Here is a 15,390-nt window from a genome sequence, read left to right on the forward strand (position 1 = left end):
TCGCGATGGCTTACTCAAGAACACCCAACATCTATCAATCCTGCAACGCCTTATGCGCCGTTTCCCGACTCGCCAGCATCGCAATCAACGCCACCGCCGCTGCCGCCAACAGGTACCAGGCCGGGGCCATTTTGTTGCCGGTCAGTTGAATCAGCCAGGTCGCGATAAACGGTGCGGTGCCGCCGAACACCGCGTTGGCGATGTTGAAGCTGAAGGCAAAGCCACTGAAACGCACACGGGTGGGGAATATCTCGGCGAGGAAGCACGGCAAGGTGCCATCGTTCATCGCCAGGATCGCGCCGAACGCAATCTGGATCATCAGGATCACGATCAGCGGCTGGTTCTCCAACATCCCGAACAGCGGAAAGGTCAGCGCCAGGAACAATACCGAAGCCGTCAGCAACATGGTCTTGCGCCCGAACCGGTCCGACAACTTGCCCATCAGGAAAATCAGCCCGATATAGGTCGCCAGCGACACCGTCGAGGCCAGGAACGAATCACTCTCGCTCATGCCCATTTCGGTGGACAGGTAGGTCGGCATGTAGCTGAGCAACAGGTAAAACGCCACCGCATTCAGACAGGTCACGCCGATCCCGATCATCACGCTGCGCCGGTGCACGGTCAGCAATTCGCGAACCGGGGCGTGGGTCGCGCATTCCTTCGCCTCAAGGCGTTTTTCCATCTCCAGGAATTTGGGCGTGTCCTGCAAGCTCATGCGGATGTAGCGCCCCACCAGCCCGAATGGCGCCGCCAGCAAAAAGGGTAAACGCCAGCCCCAGCTGTGCAAGTCCTCGACACTCATCCACGCATGCAGACCGGCGACGAACACCGCGCCGAACAGCAAGCCGGCCGCCGTACTCGCCGGGACGATGCTGGTGTACAAACCACGTTTGCCCTCCGGCGCATACTCGGCGAGAAAAGCCGATGCCCCGGCGTACTCACCTGAAGCAGAGAAGCCCTGAAACAAGCGAATCAGCAACAACAACGCCGGTGCCCACAGGCCGATATGGTTGTAGGTCGGCAGGATACCGATGCAAAAGGTCGAGACCGACATGATCAGAATCGACCAGGACAACGCACTGCGCCGCCCGTATTTGTCACCAAAGTGGCCCCAGACCAATCCCCCCAGCGGGCGGACGATAAACGACAGCGCGAACACGGCAAACGTTGCCAGCAGCGCGGAAGCCTTGTCGGTTTGCGGAAAAAACGTCAGTGCGATGACGGTTGCCAGGTAGCCGTAGGCGGCATAGTCGAACCACTCGACGAAGTTGCCCATGAAGCTGGCACTGGCTGCACGCCGCAGCGCCTTGCGCTCGGCGGTCTGTTCAAGTTTCTGCGCCAGGGTCGGCGTCAGGCTTGCACTTTGAGTACTCATTGGGCACCTCCGGTGTCAGAGGTGCAGTTATCAGGATGAAGCGTCGGGACGTAGGACATGACAAAACCCTCTATTGTTTTACTTGGCAGGGTTAAGGCTCTTTAGATGCTGCGCGCTCTCGGGCTCGCATGCGTTGTTTTTTCCGGTTTATCTCAGCCACCGGTAAGATTTTTGCCGCTCATCAACGTAAAACGCCGCACAGGTTCGCTGTGCGGCGCAAAGTCTTACTTCTTGATGATGTTGTGTTCCGGGCCATACGGGAACTTGGTGATGTTTTCCCCGCCCTGTTCGTTGACGATCAGGATGTCGTGCTCACGATAGCCGCCGGCCCCAGGAAGGCCTTCGGGCAGCATGATCATCGGTTCGATGGACACGACCATCCCTGGCTCCAGAACCGTGTCGATGTCTTCGCGCAGTTCCAGCCCGGCTTCGCGGCCGTAGTAGTGGCTGAGCGTACCAAAGGAGTGGCCATAGCCGAACGTGCGGTATTGCAGCAGATCGTGCTCCAGGAAAATCTCGTTCAATTGCAGTGCGATATCGCAGCAGCGCATGCCCGGCTTGATCAGCTTCAGACCGGCCTCGTGCACTTTGACGTTCACTTCCCACAAGCGCAGATGCTCGTCGGAGCAGTGGTCCAGGAACAACGTACGTTCCAGCGCGGTGTAGTAACCGGCGATCATCGGGAAGCAGTTGAGGCTGAGGATGTCGCCCTTGTTGACCTTGCGCGACGTCACCGGGTTATGCGCACCGTCGGTGTTGATGCCGGACTGGAACCAGGTCCAGGTGTCCATCAGTTCGGCATCCGGGAAGGTGCGGGCAATTTCGCGCACCATGGCCTGGGTGGCGTGCAGCGCGACTTCGTATTCCGGCACCTGATCACGCAAGGCTTCGACGATGGCGACACCGCCGATGTCCGCAACGCGTGCGCCATGACGAATGATCGCGTGTTCTTCAGCGGACTTGATCATGCGCATGCGCATGCACGGTGCGCCGATATCCACCAGTTCAGCCTGCGGATAGCGGCTGGCCAGCTTGTCGCGATTGAGCAGATTCAGATGGTCGAACTCGATGCCGATGCGCCCGGCCTTGGGCAACGCTTGCTGGATCGCGACGAAGTAGTTGTCGCGCTGCCAGTCGGTGTAGACGATGTTTTCAGTGCCGACAGTACGGCGCCATGGCTGACCGCCATCGATGTTGGCGCTGATGGTCACGGCGCTGTCCTGGGTCACGACCAGCGCGTACGGACGTCCGAAGGAGCAATACAGGAAATCGCTGTAATAGTTGATGTTGTGATAGGACGTGAAGACGGCGGCGTCGATATTGTTCTGCGCAAGATAGGCGCGCAATTTGGCCTGGCGGTTGGCATATTCCTGAGCCGAGAACGTCGGGCTGGTTTTTTCGCCGTTCTTGATCTGGATGGTTTTCGGCATTTGCATGTCATTTATCCTTTTCATTGTTTGAGCTACAGATGGCGCCAATCTGGCGGGCCGCTGAAGATCATTCGAACAGATGCAAACCGGGCTTTTTTGCGCGAATCCGACCTGTAGTTGGTCATATCCGCTGTTTTCGAAAGCGCTCCCCATACCCCTGTGCCAGAAACAAAAATGCCCCCGCCAAGCGCAAAAAAGCCGCTTGGCGGAGGCATCGGTGAAAATGACGCGGTCAGTGTGGGAGCGAGCCTGCTCGCGATGAGGCCGGTACTGCCAACATCGATTCCCGCGTGAGCAAGCCCGTCCCCATATGGTCGCGAGGGTGCGCGCCAAAGTACTGCCGATAGCAGCGGAAGAAATGTTGCAGCGAGACGAATCCGCACGCCGCCGCGACATCCGACAGCGACTGTTCACTGCCCCGCAGCAACTGACGCGCCTGCTGCAGGCGCAAGTCCAGATAATGCCTTGCCGGGGAACAACCCAGGCTGCGTTTGAACAAGCGCTCCAGATGTCGGACGGAAATGCCCATCGCCTCGGCCAGTTCGTCGATGCCCAGTGTTCGGCTCAAGTGCTCGCTCATCAATGCCAGTGTTGCCTGGAGCTTTTCCGGCGCCTCATGCACGGGCAATAGCGGTCGGGCCTGGCGTGCCGCATGTTTCTCCATCCGCAGGATCAGGCCACGGCCATGGGTCCGGGCCAGCAGCTCATGCATCAGCCCTTGAACCGCCTGCGGGCCGACGCAGGTCAAACGCTGGCGATCGACACAAAACGGCGCGACCACGGGCGTCAACTGGCTGAAACCCGCAAACGGCAGTGAAGCCGCAGGCTCCGGCAAGCTGCAACGGAAACCCTTCAGGGCCCCCGTCTGCGCAAGCAGCCAGCCGGCCTCGCCCAACGCCCCGAGGCTGATCGGTTGTCTCGCCCAGTGGTTGAGCTGTGCGAGCAGATGCGGATGCTCCGTCTGAAGAGGCTGACTATCGCCGCCACAAAGGATCAACACATCGAACGTTCGTGCCTGATCCAGTCGCGCAGTGGCGGTGACGATGCCGTTGCTGGCGTTCAGTGGCTGCCCGTCCAGGCTCAGCATTTGCCAGCGGCAGACATCGTGTCCCGCCAACTGGTTGGCCAGGCGCAATGGCTCCAGCGCATTGGCCAGGGCATACATGTCGAAGGCTTCCATCAACCAGAAACCAATACGCAGCACCGGCGGTGATGGCCGGCTGGATTCGCTTGGTTGCAGCATGTCCCGCTCTCCCGTTGGTCAAGGTTATTCAGCACACGATGGAGCTGACCGCCAACCTGCCGCAGGAGGTTTCTTTGTGTTTGTCATAGAGGTCGGCGCCGCTTCAAAGGTGTCTGCCATTCACCCGATTGTCGGCGCCAGGGATCATCGAGATGTGTCAGATATCGACCCCTGATTGCCCGCCACTACCGGCGACGCGGGGGATCTGCTGTTTGCGCTTCAATCCTCTGGGGGTTTTCTGAATACCAGCAGCTTCCCGGTTGCACGCTGCACCACCTTGTCATTCTGATTCAGCGTTTCCATGAACAGCGTCACCACGCCCCGATCCGGTTTTGAAGCCGACGGTTCGATGGCCTGCACCTTGCTGAACAGGCGTAACACGTCATCCGGATAAGTCGGTGTCGGCCAGCTCAGCTCGATGCCCAGGCCAATGATACCGTCCGCCAGGGGGACGCTGGCCACCAGCATCTTCATGGTCAGGGCCGCAGTGTTCCAGCCGCTGGCCGCCAGACCGCCGAACAGACTCAACTCGGCCTCTTCGGCACTCAAATGGAAAGGTTGCGGGTCGTATTCGCGAGCAAACGCCAACATCGCTTCCTGATGGACGCGAACAGGGTCGCTTTCAAACTCCTGACCCAGACTCAGGTCATCGAGATAGAGTTTTTCCCAGGCATGCAGGGTCATGATTCATTCCTCCGCAGTGCATTACGAATAGCCTATGTCGCTGAGATCAATGGCTACCAGCAAGGCGTGCTCATCCGCCTGGCCGTCGGCCTTGCGTCGATAGGCGCGCCGCTTGCCGGGCATGCGCAAGCCGTCGGTTTCAACATAGCCATGGACATATTGCGCAGCAGCCAGGCCACCGCTGACATCCACGTTGTAGTCGTGACGACGTAACAGAAAGTCTGCACCGAAGTAGAAATCCTGCACCGCGCAGTGCGTGGCGATTGTCTCGGGGAAGGTCACCCGCAAACGACGCCAGCGCTCCGAGCCCTCGTGCCAGGGCTCGACTTCCTCGGTCACGACACCCGGCCAGGTGAACTGGAAAGGCATGGTCAGGTACGACCAAAGTGCGTAACCGTTGAAGTACGCTCGGTGCAGGGGATCCCAGGGACTGTTTTCCCCATGGTCGCGAAAGGATTCTCTGGGTTTCGATCGCTCGGCAATCACCTTGCCGGCGGTATTTTCGATGGCGATTCGATCCGGGGTGTAGGCGGTGAATTGGTCGGCCCCACCAAAGGGCGTCACTGAGGCCCGCTGCTCATGCAGCCAGACGGTCATCTGCCGTGGCGCGCTGTCCTGGGTCAGCCCTTTCATGGCCCAGAGCGAGCCCCCGGTCACGATAGTGGCGCGTACCTGGTTGAAACTGCTCCAGCGCTCCAGACCACCATGGGCGATCAGTACGCAATTGAGCAGTTCATCACCCGGCGCATTCATAGTGGCGGCCCTCCTCCCTCCGAAGGCTGATCCCGAACCCATTGCCAGAATAATTGATACCCGACCGCCAGCACCACCGGACCGATGAACAACCCGATGATGCCGCTGGTGACCATCCCGCCAAGCGCGCCGATCAGCACCACCGGCATCGGCACATCGACACCGCGCCCCAGCAGCAGCGGTTTGAGCACGTTGTCCACCAGGCCGGCAACGAAGACGAAGATGGCGAACACGATCGTCACAGTGTTGGCGCCTTCGGTGGCGAACACATAGGCAATCACCGGAACCGTGATCAGCGTCGCCGGCAATTGCATGATGCCGAGCAACAGCACCCCAAGGGCCAGCAAACCGGCGCCGGGAATGCCCTTGAAGACAAACCCGAGCCCCACCAGCAGCATCTGGATGAACGCGATCCCGACTACGCCCAGCGCAACCGCACGGATCGTTGCGGTGCACAGCGCGGCAATTTTCGGCCCTTTGGTCGGGTCGCTGACCCGCGAGGCAATCTGCACCGCGCTGCGATTGCCGCTCTCGCCATAGGCCATGAAAATACCGGCGATGATCAAGGCGAAAATGAAGGTCAGGAAACCCATGCCGACGCCGGCCAATTTGCTCAACAGGGACAGGCTGAAGTGCTTGATCTGCGGGAGGTATTTGGCGGTCAGGTCGGGAAGATTGGTTGAGGCCTCGAGCCACAAGTCAAACAGCGGCTGCCCCACCAATGGCCAACTGGCGATGGATTCGGCGGGTGGTGGCAGGTGAAAGTCGCCACCCTTGACCACTTCCATCACACGGTCGACCGAGTCGGCTATCGAGGTGCCCAGAAAGTAGATCGGTAACACCAGGATGACGATGGCGATCAGGATAATCAGCGTCGCAATACGCCCGTCATTCTGCCCCAAGGGCCCTTTCAGCCGAGCCTGCAACGGGTAAAGGGTAATCGCCAGGATCAGCGACCACAGCATCAGGTCACGGAACGGGCTGAAGATTTCAAAGCAGAACAGCACCAGAACCGCGATCAGCCCAGCCCGGATAAGGACATCGAGCAGCGTGCGCGTCAGCGTTTTTTCGGAGAACGAAGTGGGCTCCATGGAGGCCTCCTGATCACTGCAACGGTACGGGATCGGTTAGCCCAGCATAGTCGTTCGGCGGAAAACGCGTGGATTCAACGCAACTTCAATGGATCAACCATTCCGGCGGCAATGGCCATGCCGACCAGGTCCGGCAGGGTATTGGCCTGCATGCGTTTCATCACGCGTGAGCGGTAGAGGTCGACGGTTTTTGCGCTCACCCCCAGTTGCTCGGCGATTTCACGGGTGGTGTAACCCTGCACCAGCGGCAACAAGACGTCGCGTTCCCGTGGGGTCAGCGTGAGCAAACGCGCCTGCAACGCTTCATGCCCCTGATTACCCGAACGGTGGGTCGCACAAGTGCTCAGGGCCTGTTGCACGCTGTCCAGCAGCAGTTGTTCGTTGTAGGGCTTTTCAATGAAGTCGTGAGCGCCGGCCTTGAACGCACGCACCACGATCGGCACATCGGCGTGACCGCTGACGAAGATGATTGGCAGGTTCAGTTCGCGCAATCGCATTTCTTCCTGCACGTTCAAGCCACCCATGCCGGGCATGCGTACATCCAGCAGCACACAGGCCGCCAGGCTGGCATCGCAGGCATTGAGGAACTCAACACCGCTGGTAAACGGCAACGCCTTGAGGCCGACTGACTCCAGTAACCAGACCGTTGAATCGAGCATGCCTTGATCGTCATCGACCACGTACACCACGTGCTCCGTCACACCCGCCATTGCATTATTCCTGTTGTTGTTTTGTTGGACCGGCAAGCGGCAAGCGACAGCACATCAGCAGCCCGACCGGTTGGCGGCGGGCCTGCAATTCGCCGCCGAAACCTTCGATGATGCTGCGGCTCATGGACAAACCGAGCCCCAGGCCATCGGCCTTGCTGGTATAGAACGGGGTAAAAATCTGCTCCAGTTCGGGCTCGCTCACGCCGGGCCCCTGGTCCTGCACCGTGATGTCCACGGTGGCGGCACTGCCCTGCCCGGCGGTCATCACAATCAGCGAGGGCTGGCCGGGATGTTGTTCGCGATTGGCATCGATGGCATTGCGCAACAGATTGAGCAGGACTTGTTCCAGCAACACTCGATCGGCATAAACGGGCGGCAGATTATCCGGCAGACGATCCTCGATTGTCACTTGGCAATTACTCGCTTCCCAGGCGCACAAACGCACGGCTTCGCGGGCGACATCGGTGACGTTCAGCGCCTGCATGCGGCGCTGGCCTTTGCGCAGAAACGCGCGCAAACGGCGGATCACTTCCGAGGCGTGCGTGGCGTGATGGGTGATGCGTTCCAGCCCTTGCGCAACCCGGGCGGCCGCCTGGGGGTTGGAATCCACGGTCTGCAAATAGCGCTGGCTGGCGTTGGCGTAATTGACCACCGCGGCCAGTGGCTGATTGATTTCGTGGGCGATGCCCGAGGCCAGTTCACCGAGGGTGACCAGGCGCGCGGTGTGCGCCAGTTCATCCTGATGGCGGCGTTGCTGCACTTCGCGCAGTTCACGTTCGGTCATGTCCCGCGCCACCAGTGAATAGTAGCGCTCGCCACCGGCCGAACGATGCGCCAACAGCACCAGCGATACCGGCACCGACGCGCCACCGCCCGGTGGTTGCAAGCGCGCATCGGTGCTCCAGACGCCGTCGCGTTCGGCGCCGCTCCAGCCGTCACGTTGCAGACGCGTCAGGTCAGCGCTGGCGAACAGTTGTGCCAGGACCGGCATCGGCTGTTGCTCGCCTATGCCGAGGATGCGGCGCGCCGCCGGGTTGAGGTAAGTGACTTGCCCCTCGGGGTCGATAAACAGCACCGGATCGGTGTTGACCTCGACGACTTCGGCCAGGCGCCGCTTGTTCTCTTCGGCCTGCACTCTGGCAGTAATGTCCCGGGAGACGCTGACCACCTCGACCACCGTGCCGGTATAGGTTTCACGAATCGCCCGACTGGCGGTTTCGAACCACAGGTAATGGCCGTCCCGATGGCGAATGCGATAGGTCATGGTGTGATAACCGTCCTGCTCCAGCGCATCGCGGGCACGCTGCACCAGGCTGGCCAGGTCCTGACCATGGAACAGGCCCTGGGCCATTTGCCCGCGCAGTTCTTCCGGCCAGTAGCCGAGCAACGTCCATGACGCGGGGGAGGCATCGAGAAAACAGCCGTCCGGTGTGTGCCGGGAAATCAAGTCGGTGGTGTTCTCGATGATCAGCCGGTACAACCGCCGCGCCTGGGCCGCTTCGCGCTCGGCCAGCACTTGCGCGGTGGCGTCGCGGCAACGGGCGAGCACACGGTTGTCCTGGGGATCGGGAATGAATGTCCAGATCAGAATCTGCGTTTCGAGCTGGGCTTCGACCCCTTCAATGGCGCGCTGCTGGTCCAGACACGCGCGCACCAGTACCCGATGGTTGACCGGCAGAAAACCGAATACGTCGCTCAGCGGCTTTTCCGCCAGCAACGCCAGCAACGCCGCGTTGAATTCCTGCGGCCGTCCCTGCGCATCGAGCAAAAGGCTCGGTTGCGGATCGTGGCCCAACAGTGGCGAGCCACGCAGCATGCCGTTGACGCTGCTGAGCAAAGTCGTGAGCAAATCCTGCACCCACCCCAGCCAATCGAAACTCACTCCTTCGCAGACTTCCACCAGCAACAACCCGGCTTGCCCAGGCGTCAACGCCAGATCGAACACTTGGCCATGGCTGATGGCGGCGCGGCGCAGTCGACCGGCCAACCAGCAATCCAGTTGCCGCACTTGCGCCAGGTCGAGGCGCCCGGCTTCCAGCAAACGCTCGAACAGCAACTGATCGCTGGCCAGCGAAGGGTCGCCCTGGCCCGGGGGAAAATGCTGGGCGGCACCTTCATGGCTGTAGATTCGCGCCTGGGGTTGCCAGCTCAGGTAAACCGCGCGACGCACCTCGGGGCAATCCTGCAAGGCCCGGCACAACGCATCGGCCCGGGCGGCCAGAGGCACGGCCTCACGCTGCAGGCGCAACCAGCTGTGCAATCGAACGGGGGTCAGGGTCATCACGGGTCCGCTTCGTTGGGGAAGCCAAGGATATACCGGCCTTGGCGATTTAACGGTAGTCATTTAGTTCAGCACGAATCAAATATAGTACATATACCATACGCCATAGGTTGTACTTCCATATCGATGGAGGATTGTTATATAAAGCACACCGGACATATAAAGGTGACCTCAGCGGCAACGCTGAAAGGCCACCGATAGAGCTAACAATCAGCCACCGAGTACCGCACATGTCGATCTATGAACAAGGGCTAGTCCCTTCGGCTGTCAATCACATCGCCTTGTCTCCGCTCAGCTTCCTTGAGCGCACGGCCAATGTTTACCCCGACTACCCCGCCATCATCCACGGCTCGATTCGCCGTACCTGGGCGCAGACCTACACCCGTTGCCGACGCCTGGCCTCGGCGCTGGCTGGTCGCGGCATCGGCAAAGACGACACCGTGGCGGTGATGCTGCCCAATATCCCGGAAATGCTGGAAGTGCATTTTGGCGTGCCGATGATCGGCGCCGTGCTCAACCCGCTTAACGTGCGCCTGGATGCTGAAGCCATTGCGTTCATGCTCCAGCATGGCGAGGCCAAGGTGCTGATCACCGACCGCGAGTTCCATAACGTGATTCACGCCGCCATCGGCATGCTTGATCACCCGCCTCTGGTCATCGACGTCAACGACCCGGAATACGGTGAAGGCCAGGCCGTCAGCGATCTGGACTATGAAGCGTTGCTGGCCGAAGGCGACCCGGCGTTCGCCTGGCAATGGCCAGCCAACGAGTGGCAAGCCATCTCGCTGAACTACACCTCCGGCACCACCGGCAATCCGAAAGGCGTGGTCTATCACCACCGCGGCGCTTATTTGAATGCCTTGGGCAACCAGATGACCTGGGCCATGGGCAACCATCCGGTGTACCTCTGGACCCTGCCGATGTTCCATTGCAACGGCTGGTGCTACCCATGGACCATCACCGCACTCGCCGGCGTTCACGTGTTCCTGCGCCGGGTCGATCCGCAGAAAATCCTCACGCTGATTCGCGAACATCAGGTCACGCACCTGTGCGGCGCGCCGATCGTGCTCAACGCGCTGGTCAACATGCCGGAATCCGCGAAGGCGGCCATCGATCACCCGGTCAACGCCATGGTCGCCGGTGCTGCCCCGCCGGCCAAAGTCATTGGCGCCGTGGAGGAAATGGGCATCAAGGTCACCCACGTCTACGGCCTGACGGAAACCTATGGTCCGGTGACCCTCTGCGCCTGGCATGCCGAATGGGACGAACTGCCGCTGGAAGAACGGGCGCAGATCAAATCCCGTCAGGGCGTGCGCTACCCGACGCTCGAAGGTGTGATGGTCGGCGATTCGAAGACGCTGGAACCGACCCCGCGCGATGGCCAGACCATCGGTGAAGTGTTCATGCGCGGCAACACCGTGATGAAGGGCTACCTGAAAAACCCGACGGCCACCGCCGAAGCATTCGAGGGTGGCTGGTTTCATACTGGCGACCTGGCGGTGTGTCACCCCGACGGTTATGTCGAGATCAAAGACCGCCTCAAAGACATCATCATTTCCGGTGGCGAGAACATTTCCACCATCGAACTCGAAGGCGTGCTCTATCGCCATCCGGGGGTGATGGAAGCCGCCGTGGTCGCCCGCCCCGATGAAAAATGGGGCGAAACGCCCTGCGCCTTCATCACCTTGAAGGCTGATCACCAGGACGTTCGCGAGGCCGACATCATCAGTTTCTGCCGCGAGCATCTGGCCGGTTTCAAAGTTCCGCGCACGGTGATTTTCACCCTCCTGCCGAAGACATCCACCGGCAAGATCCAGAAGTACGTACTGCGCGACAGGGCCAAGGCCCTCTAACCCTCACCGACGTTTCACCTATCAGGCGGCAGGTGTCTTACCTGCCGCCTCGGGCTCGTGCAGGCCGAATTCGGCCTGCCCTGCCCCCACACACCGATAACAACAACAATGTGGAGCGCATCATGATCGACATCCATGCAACCGATACCCAACGCTGTGAACGTATTCGGACCAACCCGAAATTCCTGCAACTGGTCAGCAGTCGCTCGCGCCTGGCCTGGTCGTTGAGTGCTGCGGTGCTGGGCACTTATTACCTGTTCATGTTCGTGGTGGCGTTTGCCCCGCAATGGCTGCACACGCCGCTCGGCGAGCACCGGATGTTGACCCTGGGCATGCCGGTCGGCGCGGCGATCATTGTTTTTTCTTGGTTGCTGACCGGTTGGTACGTCTACAGCGCCAACACGCGCTTCGATGCGCTGGGTGCGGCCATTCTTGAGGAGAGCAAGTGATGCGTAAACTCATCCTCGCCGCAGCCTGCCTGTTGCCGGCCTCCGTTGTATTCGCTGCACCCGCGTTGGGAACCATCGAAAAACAACCGCTGAACCTGCATGCGATCGGCATGTTCTTCGTGTTCGTTCTCGGCACATTGGCCATCACCTGGTGGGCCGCGCGCCAGACCAAATCCACCTCGGACTTCTACACCGCCGGCGGTGGCATCACCGGGTTTCAGAACGGCTTGGCGATTGCCGGCGACTACATGTCCGCCGCTACGCTGCTGGGGCTGTCCAGCCTGGTGTTCGCCAAGGGGTACGACGGTTTCATCTACACCATCGGCTTCTTTGTCGGTTGGCCGATCATCACCTTCCTGATGGCCGAGCGGCTGCGCAATCTGGGGCGCTACACCTTTGCCGACATCGTCTCCTACCGGCTGGACCAGAACAAAGTGCGGATTTTCGCTGCATTCGGTTCGTTGACGGTGGTGTGTTGCTACCTGATCGTGCAGATGGTCGGTGCCGGCCAGTTAATCAAATTGCTGTTCGGCCTCGACTACCCGGTAGCGGTGGTGATCGTCGGCGCGTTGATGCTGGTGTATGTGATCTTCGGCGGCATGATCGCAACGACCTGGGTGCAAATCATCAAGGCGGTGTTGCTGCTGGCCGGCGGCACGACTCTCGCAGGCATGGCCATGTCGCAGTTCGGTTTCAGCTACGAAACCCTGGCCACCAAAGCGGTCGAAGCGCATGCCAGCGGCTGGAATATCATGGGCCCCGGCTCAATGCTCGCCGACCCGATCAACACCGCGTCAATGTCTCTCGGCCTGGTATTCGGCATTGCCGGTCTGCCGCACATTCTGATGCGTTTCTTCACCGTACCCAACGCCAGGGAAGCGCGTAAATCGGTGTTCTACGCCACCGGTTTCATCGGTTTCTTCTTCCTCGTGGTCTGCACCCTGGGCTTCGCCGCGATGGTGATCATCGGCACCGATCCGCAGTACTACGTCAACGGTGAAGTGGGCGGCGCCTTGATTGGCGGCGGCAACATGGTCGCGATGCACTTGGCCAAAGCGGTAGGCGGCAACCTGTTCCTCGGGTTCCTCTCGGCCGTGGCGTTCGCCACCATCCTTGCGGTGGTCTCCGGGCTGGCCCTGGCCGGTGCGTCGGCGATTTCCCACGACCTCTACGCCACCGTCTTCAAGAAAGGCAACGCCACCCAGAAACAGGAAATGCGCGTCACCCGCATGGCCACCGTGGGCCTGGGCATCATCGCGATTCTGCTGGGCATCCTGTTCGAGAAGATGAACGTCGCGTTCCTGGTCGGCCTGACCTTCGGCATCGCTGCCTCGACCAACTTCCCGGTACTGATCATGGCCATGTACTGGAAGGGCCTGACCACCAAAGGCGCGATCATCGGCGGTTTTGCCGGCCTGATCTGCGCGCTGGTGCTAGTGATCCTGTCCCCGGCCGTGTGGGTGACCGTGCTCGGTCATGCTCACGCCCTCTTCCCGTACGACCACCCGGCGCTGTTTTCCATGCCGCTGGCGTTCCTGGTGATTGTCGTCGTGTCCCGACTCGACCGCAGTGTGCGGGCCGACAAGGAACGTGACGCCTACGCCGACCAGTTCGTGCGCGCCCAGACCGGTCTCGGTGCTGCCAGCGCTTCCAGTCATTGATTGAAAGGCACGGCGCCCGGTTGCGGCGCCGTGCACAACCGTCCTGTCGAGGTTCACGTTATGCCCGAATTCAAAGCCCCCCTGCGCGATCTGCGCTTCGTCCTGCATGAGGTGTTCGACGCCCCGGCCCTGTGGGCACGCCTGCCTGCCCTGGCTGACAACATCGATGCCGGCATCGCCGACGCGATCCTTGAGGAAGCGGGAAAAGTCACCGCGCACCTGATCGCACCCTTGAACCGCAGCGGCGACGAAGAAGGCGCACAGTGGCATGAAGGTCAGGTGACCACGCCCAACGGCTTCAAACAGGCTTATGCCACGTACATCGAGGGTGGCTGGGTCGGTCTGTCCGGTAATCCCGAGTACGGCGGCATGGGCATGCCGAAAATGCTCGCCGTGCAGTTTGAAGAAATGCTCTACGGCGCCAATTCCAGTTTCGCGCTGTATTCGGCATTGAGTTCCGGTGCGTGCCTGGCGCTGGATGCCCACGCCAGCGACACCTTGAAAAACCTGTACCTGCCGCCGATGTATGAAGGTCGCTGGGCCGGCTCCATGTGCCTGACCGAAGCCCATGCCGGCACCGATCTGGGGATCATCCGCACCCGCGCAGAACCTCGGGCGGATGGCAGTTTCAGCATCACCGGCAGCAAGATATTCATCACCGGCGGCGATCAGGACCTGACCGAAAACATCGTCCATCTGGTGTTGGCAAAACTGCCCGACGCGCCGGCCGGACCAAAAGGCATCTCGCTGTTTGTGGTGCCCAAAGTGCTGGTCAATGCCGACGGTTCCCTTGGCGAGGCCAACGCCGTAAGTTGCGGTTCGATCGAACACAAGATGGGCATCAAGGCCTCGGCCACCTGCGTGATGAATTTCGACGGCGCCAGCGGCTGGCTGGTGGGCGAAGCCAACAAAGGCCTCGCAGCGATGTTCACCATGATGAACTACGAACGCCTGTCCATCGGTATTCAGGGCATTGGCTGCGCCGAAGCGTCCTATCAGAGTGCGGTGGCCTACGCCCGTGAACGCATTCAGAGCCGCGCCCCGACCGGCACCGTGGCCGCGGACAAAGTCGCCGATCCGATCATCGTCCACCCCGATGTGCGCCGCATGCTGCTCAGCATGAAAGCCATGACTGAGGGTGGCCGCGCGTTCGCCAGTTATGTCGGGCAGCAGCTCGATCTGGCGAAGTTCTCCGACGATGCGCAAGAACGCGAGAGCGCCCAGAGCCTGGTCGCGCTGCTGACGCCGATTGCCAAGGCCTTCTTCACCGACATCGGTCTGGAGAGCTGCATCAACGGCCAGCAAGTGTTCGGCGGCCATGGCTACATCCGCGAATGGGGCCAGGAACAATTGGTCCGCGACGTGCGCATCGCGCAGATCTACGAAGGCACCAACGGCATTCAGGCGCTGGACCTGCTCGGGCGCAAAGTGCTGGCCGATAACGGTTTCGCGTTGCGTCAGTTCACCGGCGAGATTCGGCATTTCGCCCACCAGCCTGACGCGCCCTACAGCACGCAACTGTTCGATGCCGTGCAGCGCCTGGAAGACCTGAGCGACTGGTTGCAGGACCGGGCAGCGACCAACCGCAACGAAGTCGGCGCCGCTTCCGTGGAGTATTTGCACCTGTTCGGGTATGTGGCCTACGCCTGGTTGTGGGCGCGCATGGCGCAGGTTGCCCGGCAAAAGCTAAGCGACGACGAAGGCTTTTACGGTGCGAAGATCGCCACCGCCGACTTCTACTTCCATCGCCTGCTGCCGCGCATTTTGAGCCTCGAACAATCGATTCGCGCCGGCAGTGCCTCGTTGTTCGGTCTGAGCGCCGAGCAGTTCTAACGATTGAACCGCACGCGGCGCCACGCT

Annotated in this window: 12 protein-coding genes; 4 read left to right on the plus strand and 8 right to left on the minus strand. The window is 60.8% G+C overall.

Annotated elements, in window-relative coordinates:
- Positions 1-34 precede the first annotated feature (34 nt).
- From KGB24_RS06550 to KGB24_RS06585, 8 genes are all read right to left on the minus strand, one after another.
- Positions 35-1,375: an MFS transporter gene (locus KGB24_RS06550; RefSeq protein WP_008026368.1), complete on the minus strand. Its 1,341-nt coding sequence runs from the start codon at positions 1,373-1,375 to the stop codon at positions 35-37.
- Positions 1,376-1,599: 224 nt separating this feature from the next.
- Positions 1,600-2,811 (minus strand): M24 family metallopeptidase, encoded by a 1,212-nt coding sequence (locus KGB24_RS06555; protein WP_223414340.1) that lies wholly within the window; start codon positions 2,809-2,811, stop codon positions 1,600-1,602.
- A 226-nt stretch (positions 2,812-3,037) separates the two neighbouring features.
- Positions 3,038-4,048 (minus strand): GlxA family transcriptional regulator, encoded by a 1,011-nt coding sequence (locus KGB24_RS06560; protein ID WP_223414341.1) that lies wholly within the window; start codon positions 4,046-4,048, stop codon positions 3,038-3,040.
- A gap of 219 nt (positions 4,049-4,267) precedes the next feature.
- Entirely contained in the window at positions 4,268-4,732 is a 465-nt protein-coding gene (locus tag KGB24_RS06565) for a MaoC family dehydratase (RefSeq protein ID WP_008026361.1), read from the minus strand.
- A gap of 21 nt (positions 4,733-4,753) precedes the next feature.
- Positions 4,754-5,485: a hypothetical protein gene (locus KGB24_RS06570; protein ID WP_223414342.1), complete on the minus strand. Its 732-nt coding sequence runs from the start codon at positions 5,483-5,485 to the stop codon at positions 4,754-4,756.
- Positions 5,482-6,576, minus strand: a complete 1,095-nt coding sequence (locus tag KGB24_RS06575; RefSeq protein ID WP_008026358.1) for an AI-2E family transporter — start codon at positions 6,574-6,576, stop codon at positions 5,482-5,484. The genes KGB24_RS06570 and KGB24_RS06575 overlap by 4 nt, the downstream gene beginning before the upstream one ends.
- Before the next feature lie 74 nt (positions 6,577-6,650).
- Entirely contained in the window at positions 6,651-7,286 is a 636-nt protein-coding gene (locus KGB24_RS06580; RefSeq protein ID WP_008026356.1) for a response regulator transcription factor, read from the minus strand.
- A gap of 4 nt (positions 7,287-7,290) precedes the next feature.
- Positions 7,291-9,567 carry a PAS domain S-box protein gene (locus tag KGB24_RS06585; RefSeq protein WP_008026354.1) on the minus strand — a complete coding sequence of 759 codons (2,277 nt, stop codon included), beginning with the start codon at positions 9,565-9,567 and terminating at the stop codon, positions 7,291-7,293.
- 230 nt (positions 9,568-9,797) lie between these two features.
- Between KGB24_RS06585 and KGB24_RS06590 the strand changes: the two genes are divergently transcribed.
- The 4 genes from KGB24_RS06590 to KGB24_RS06605 all read left to right on the plus strand — a co-directional run bounded on the left by KGB24_RS06590 (position 9,798) and on the right by KGB24_RS06605 (position 15,363).
- Complete coding sequence (locus tag KGB24_RS06590; protein WP_223414343.1) at positions 9,798-11,420, plus strand: acyl-CoA synthetase; 1,623 nt, start codon at positions 9,798-9,800, stop codon at positions 11,418-11,420.
- A 122-nt stretch (positions 11,421-11,542) separates the two neighbouring features.
- Entirely contained in the window at positions 11,543-11,869 is a 327-nt protein-coding gene (locus KGB24_RS06595) for a DUF485 domain-containing protein (RefSeq protein ID WP_223414344.1), read from the plus strand.
- Positions 11,869-13,530: a cation acetate symporter gene (locus tag KGB24_RS06600; RefSeq protein WP_008026348.1), complete on the plus strand. Its 1,662-nt coding sequence runs from the start codon at positions 11,869-11,871 to the stop codon at positions 13,528-13,530. Before KGB24_RS06595 ends, KGB24_RS06600 begins: the two co-directional genes overlap by 1 nt.
- Positions 13,531-13,590: 60 nt before the next feature.
- Positions 13,591-15,363, plus strand: a complete 1,773-nt coding sequence (locus KGB24_RS06605) for an acyl-CoA dehydrogenase C-terminal domain-containing protein (RefSeq protein WP_223414346.1) — start codon at positions 13,591-13,593, stop codon at positions 15,361-15,363.
- Positions 15,364-15,390 lie beyond the last annotated feature (27 nt).

The sequence above is a fragment of the Pseudomonas sp. BF-RE-25 genome (genome assembly GCF_019956105.1).
In the GTDB taxonomy this organism is placed as follows: domain Bacteria; phylum Pseudomonadota; class Gammaproteobacteria; order Pseudomonadales; family Pseudomonadaceae; genus Aquipseudomonas; species Aquipseudomonas migulae.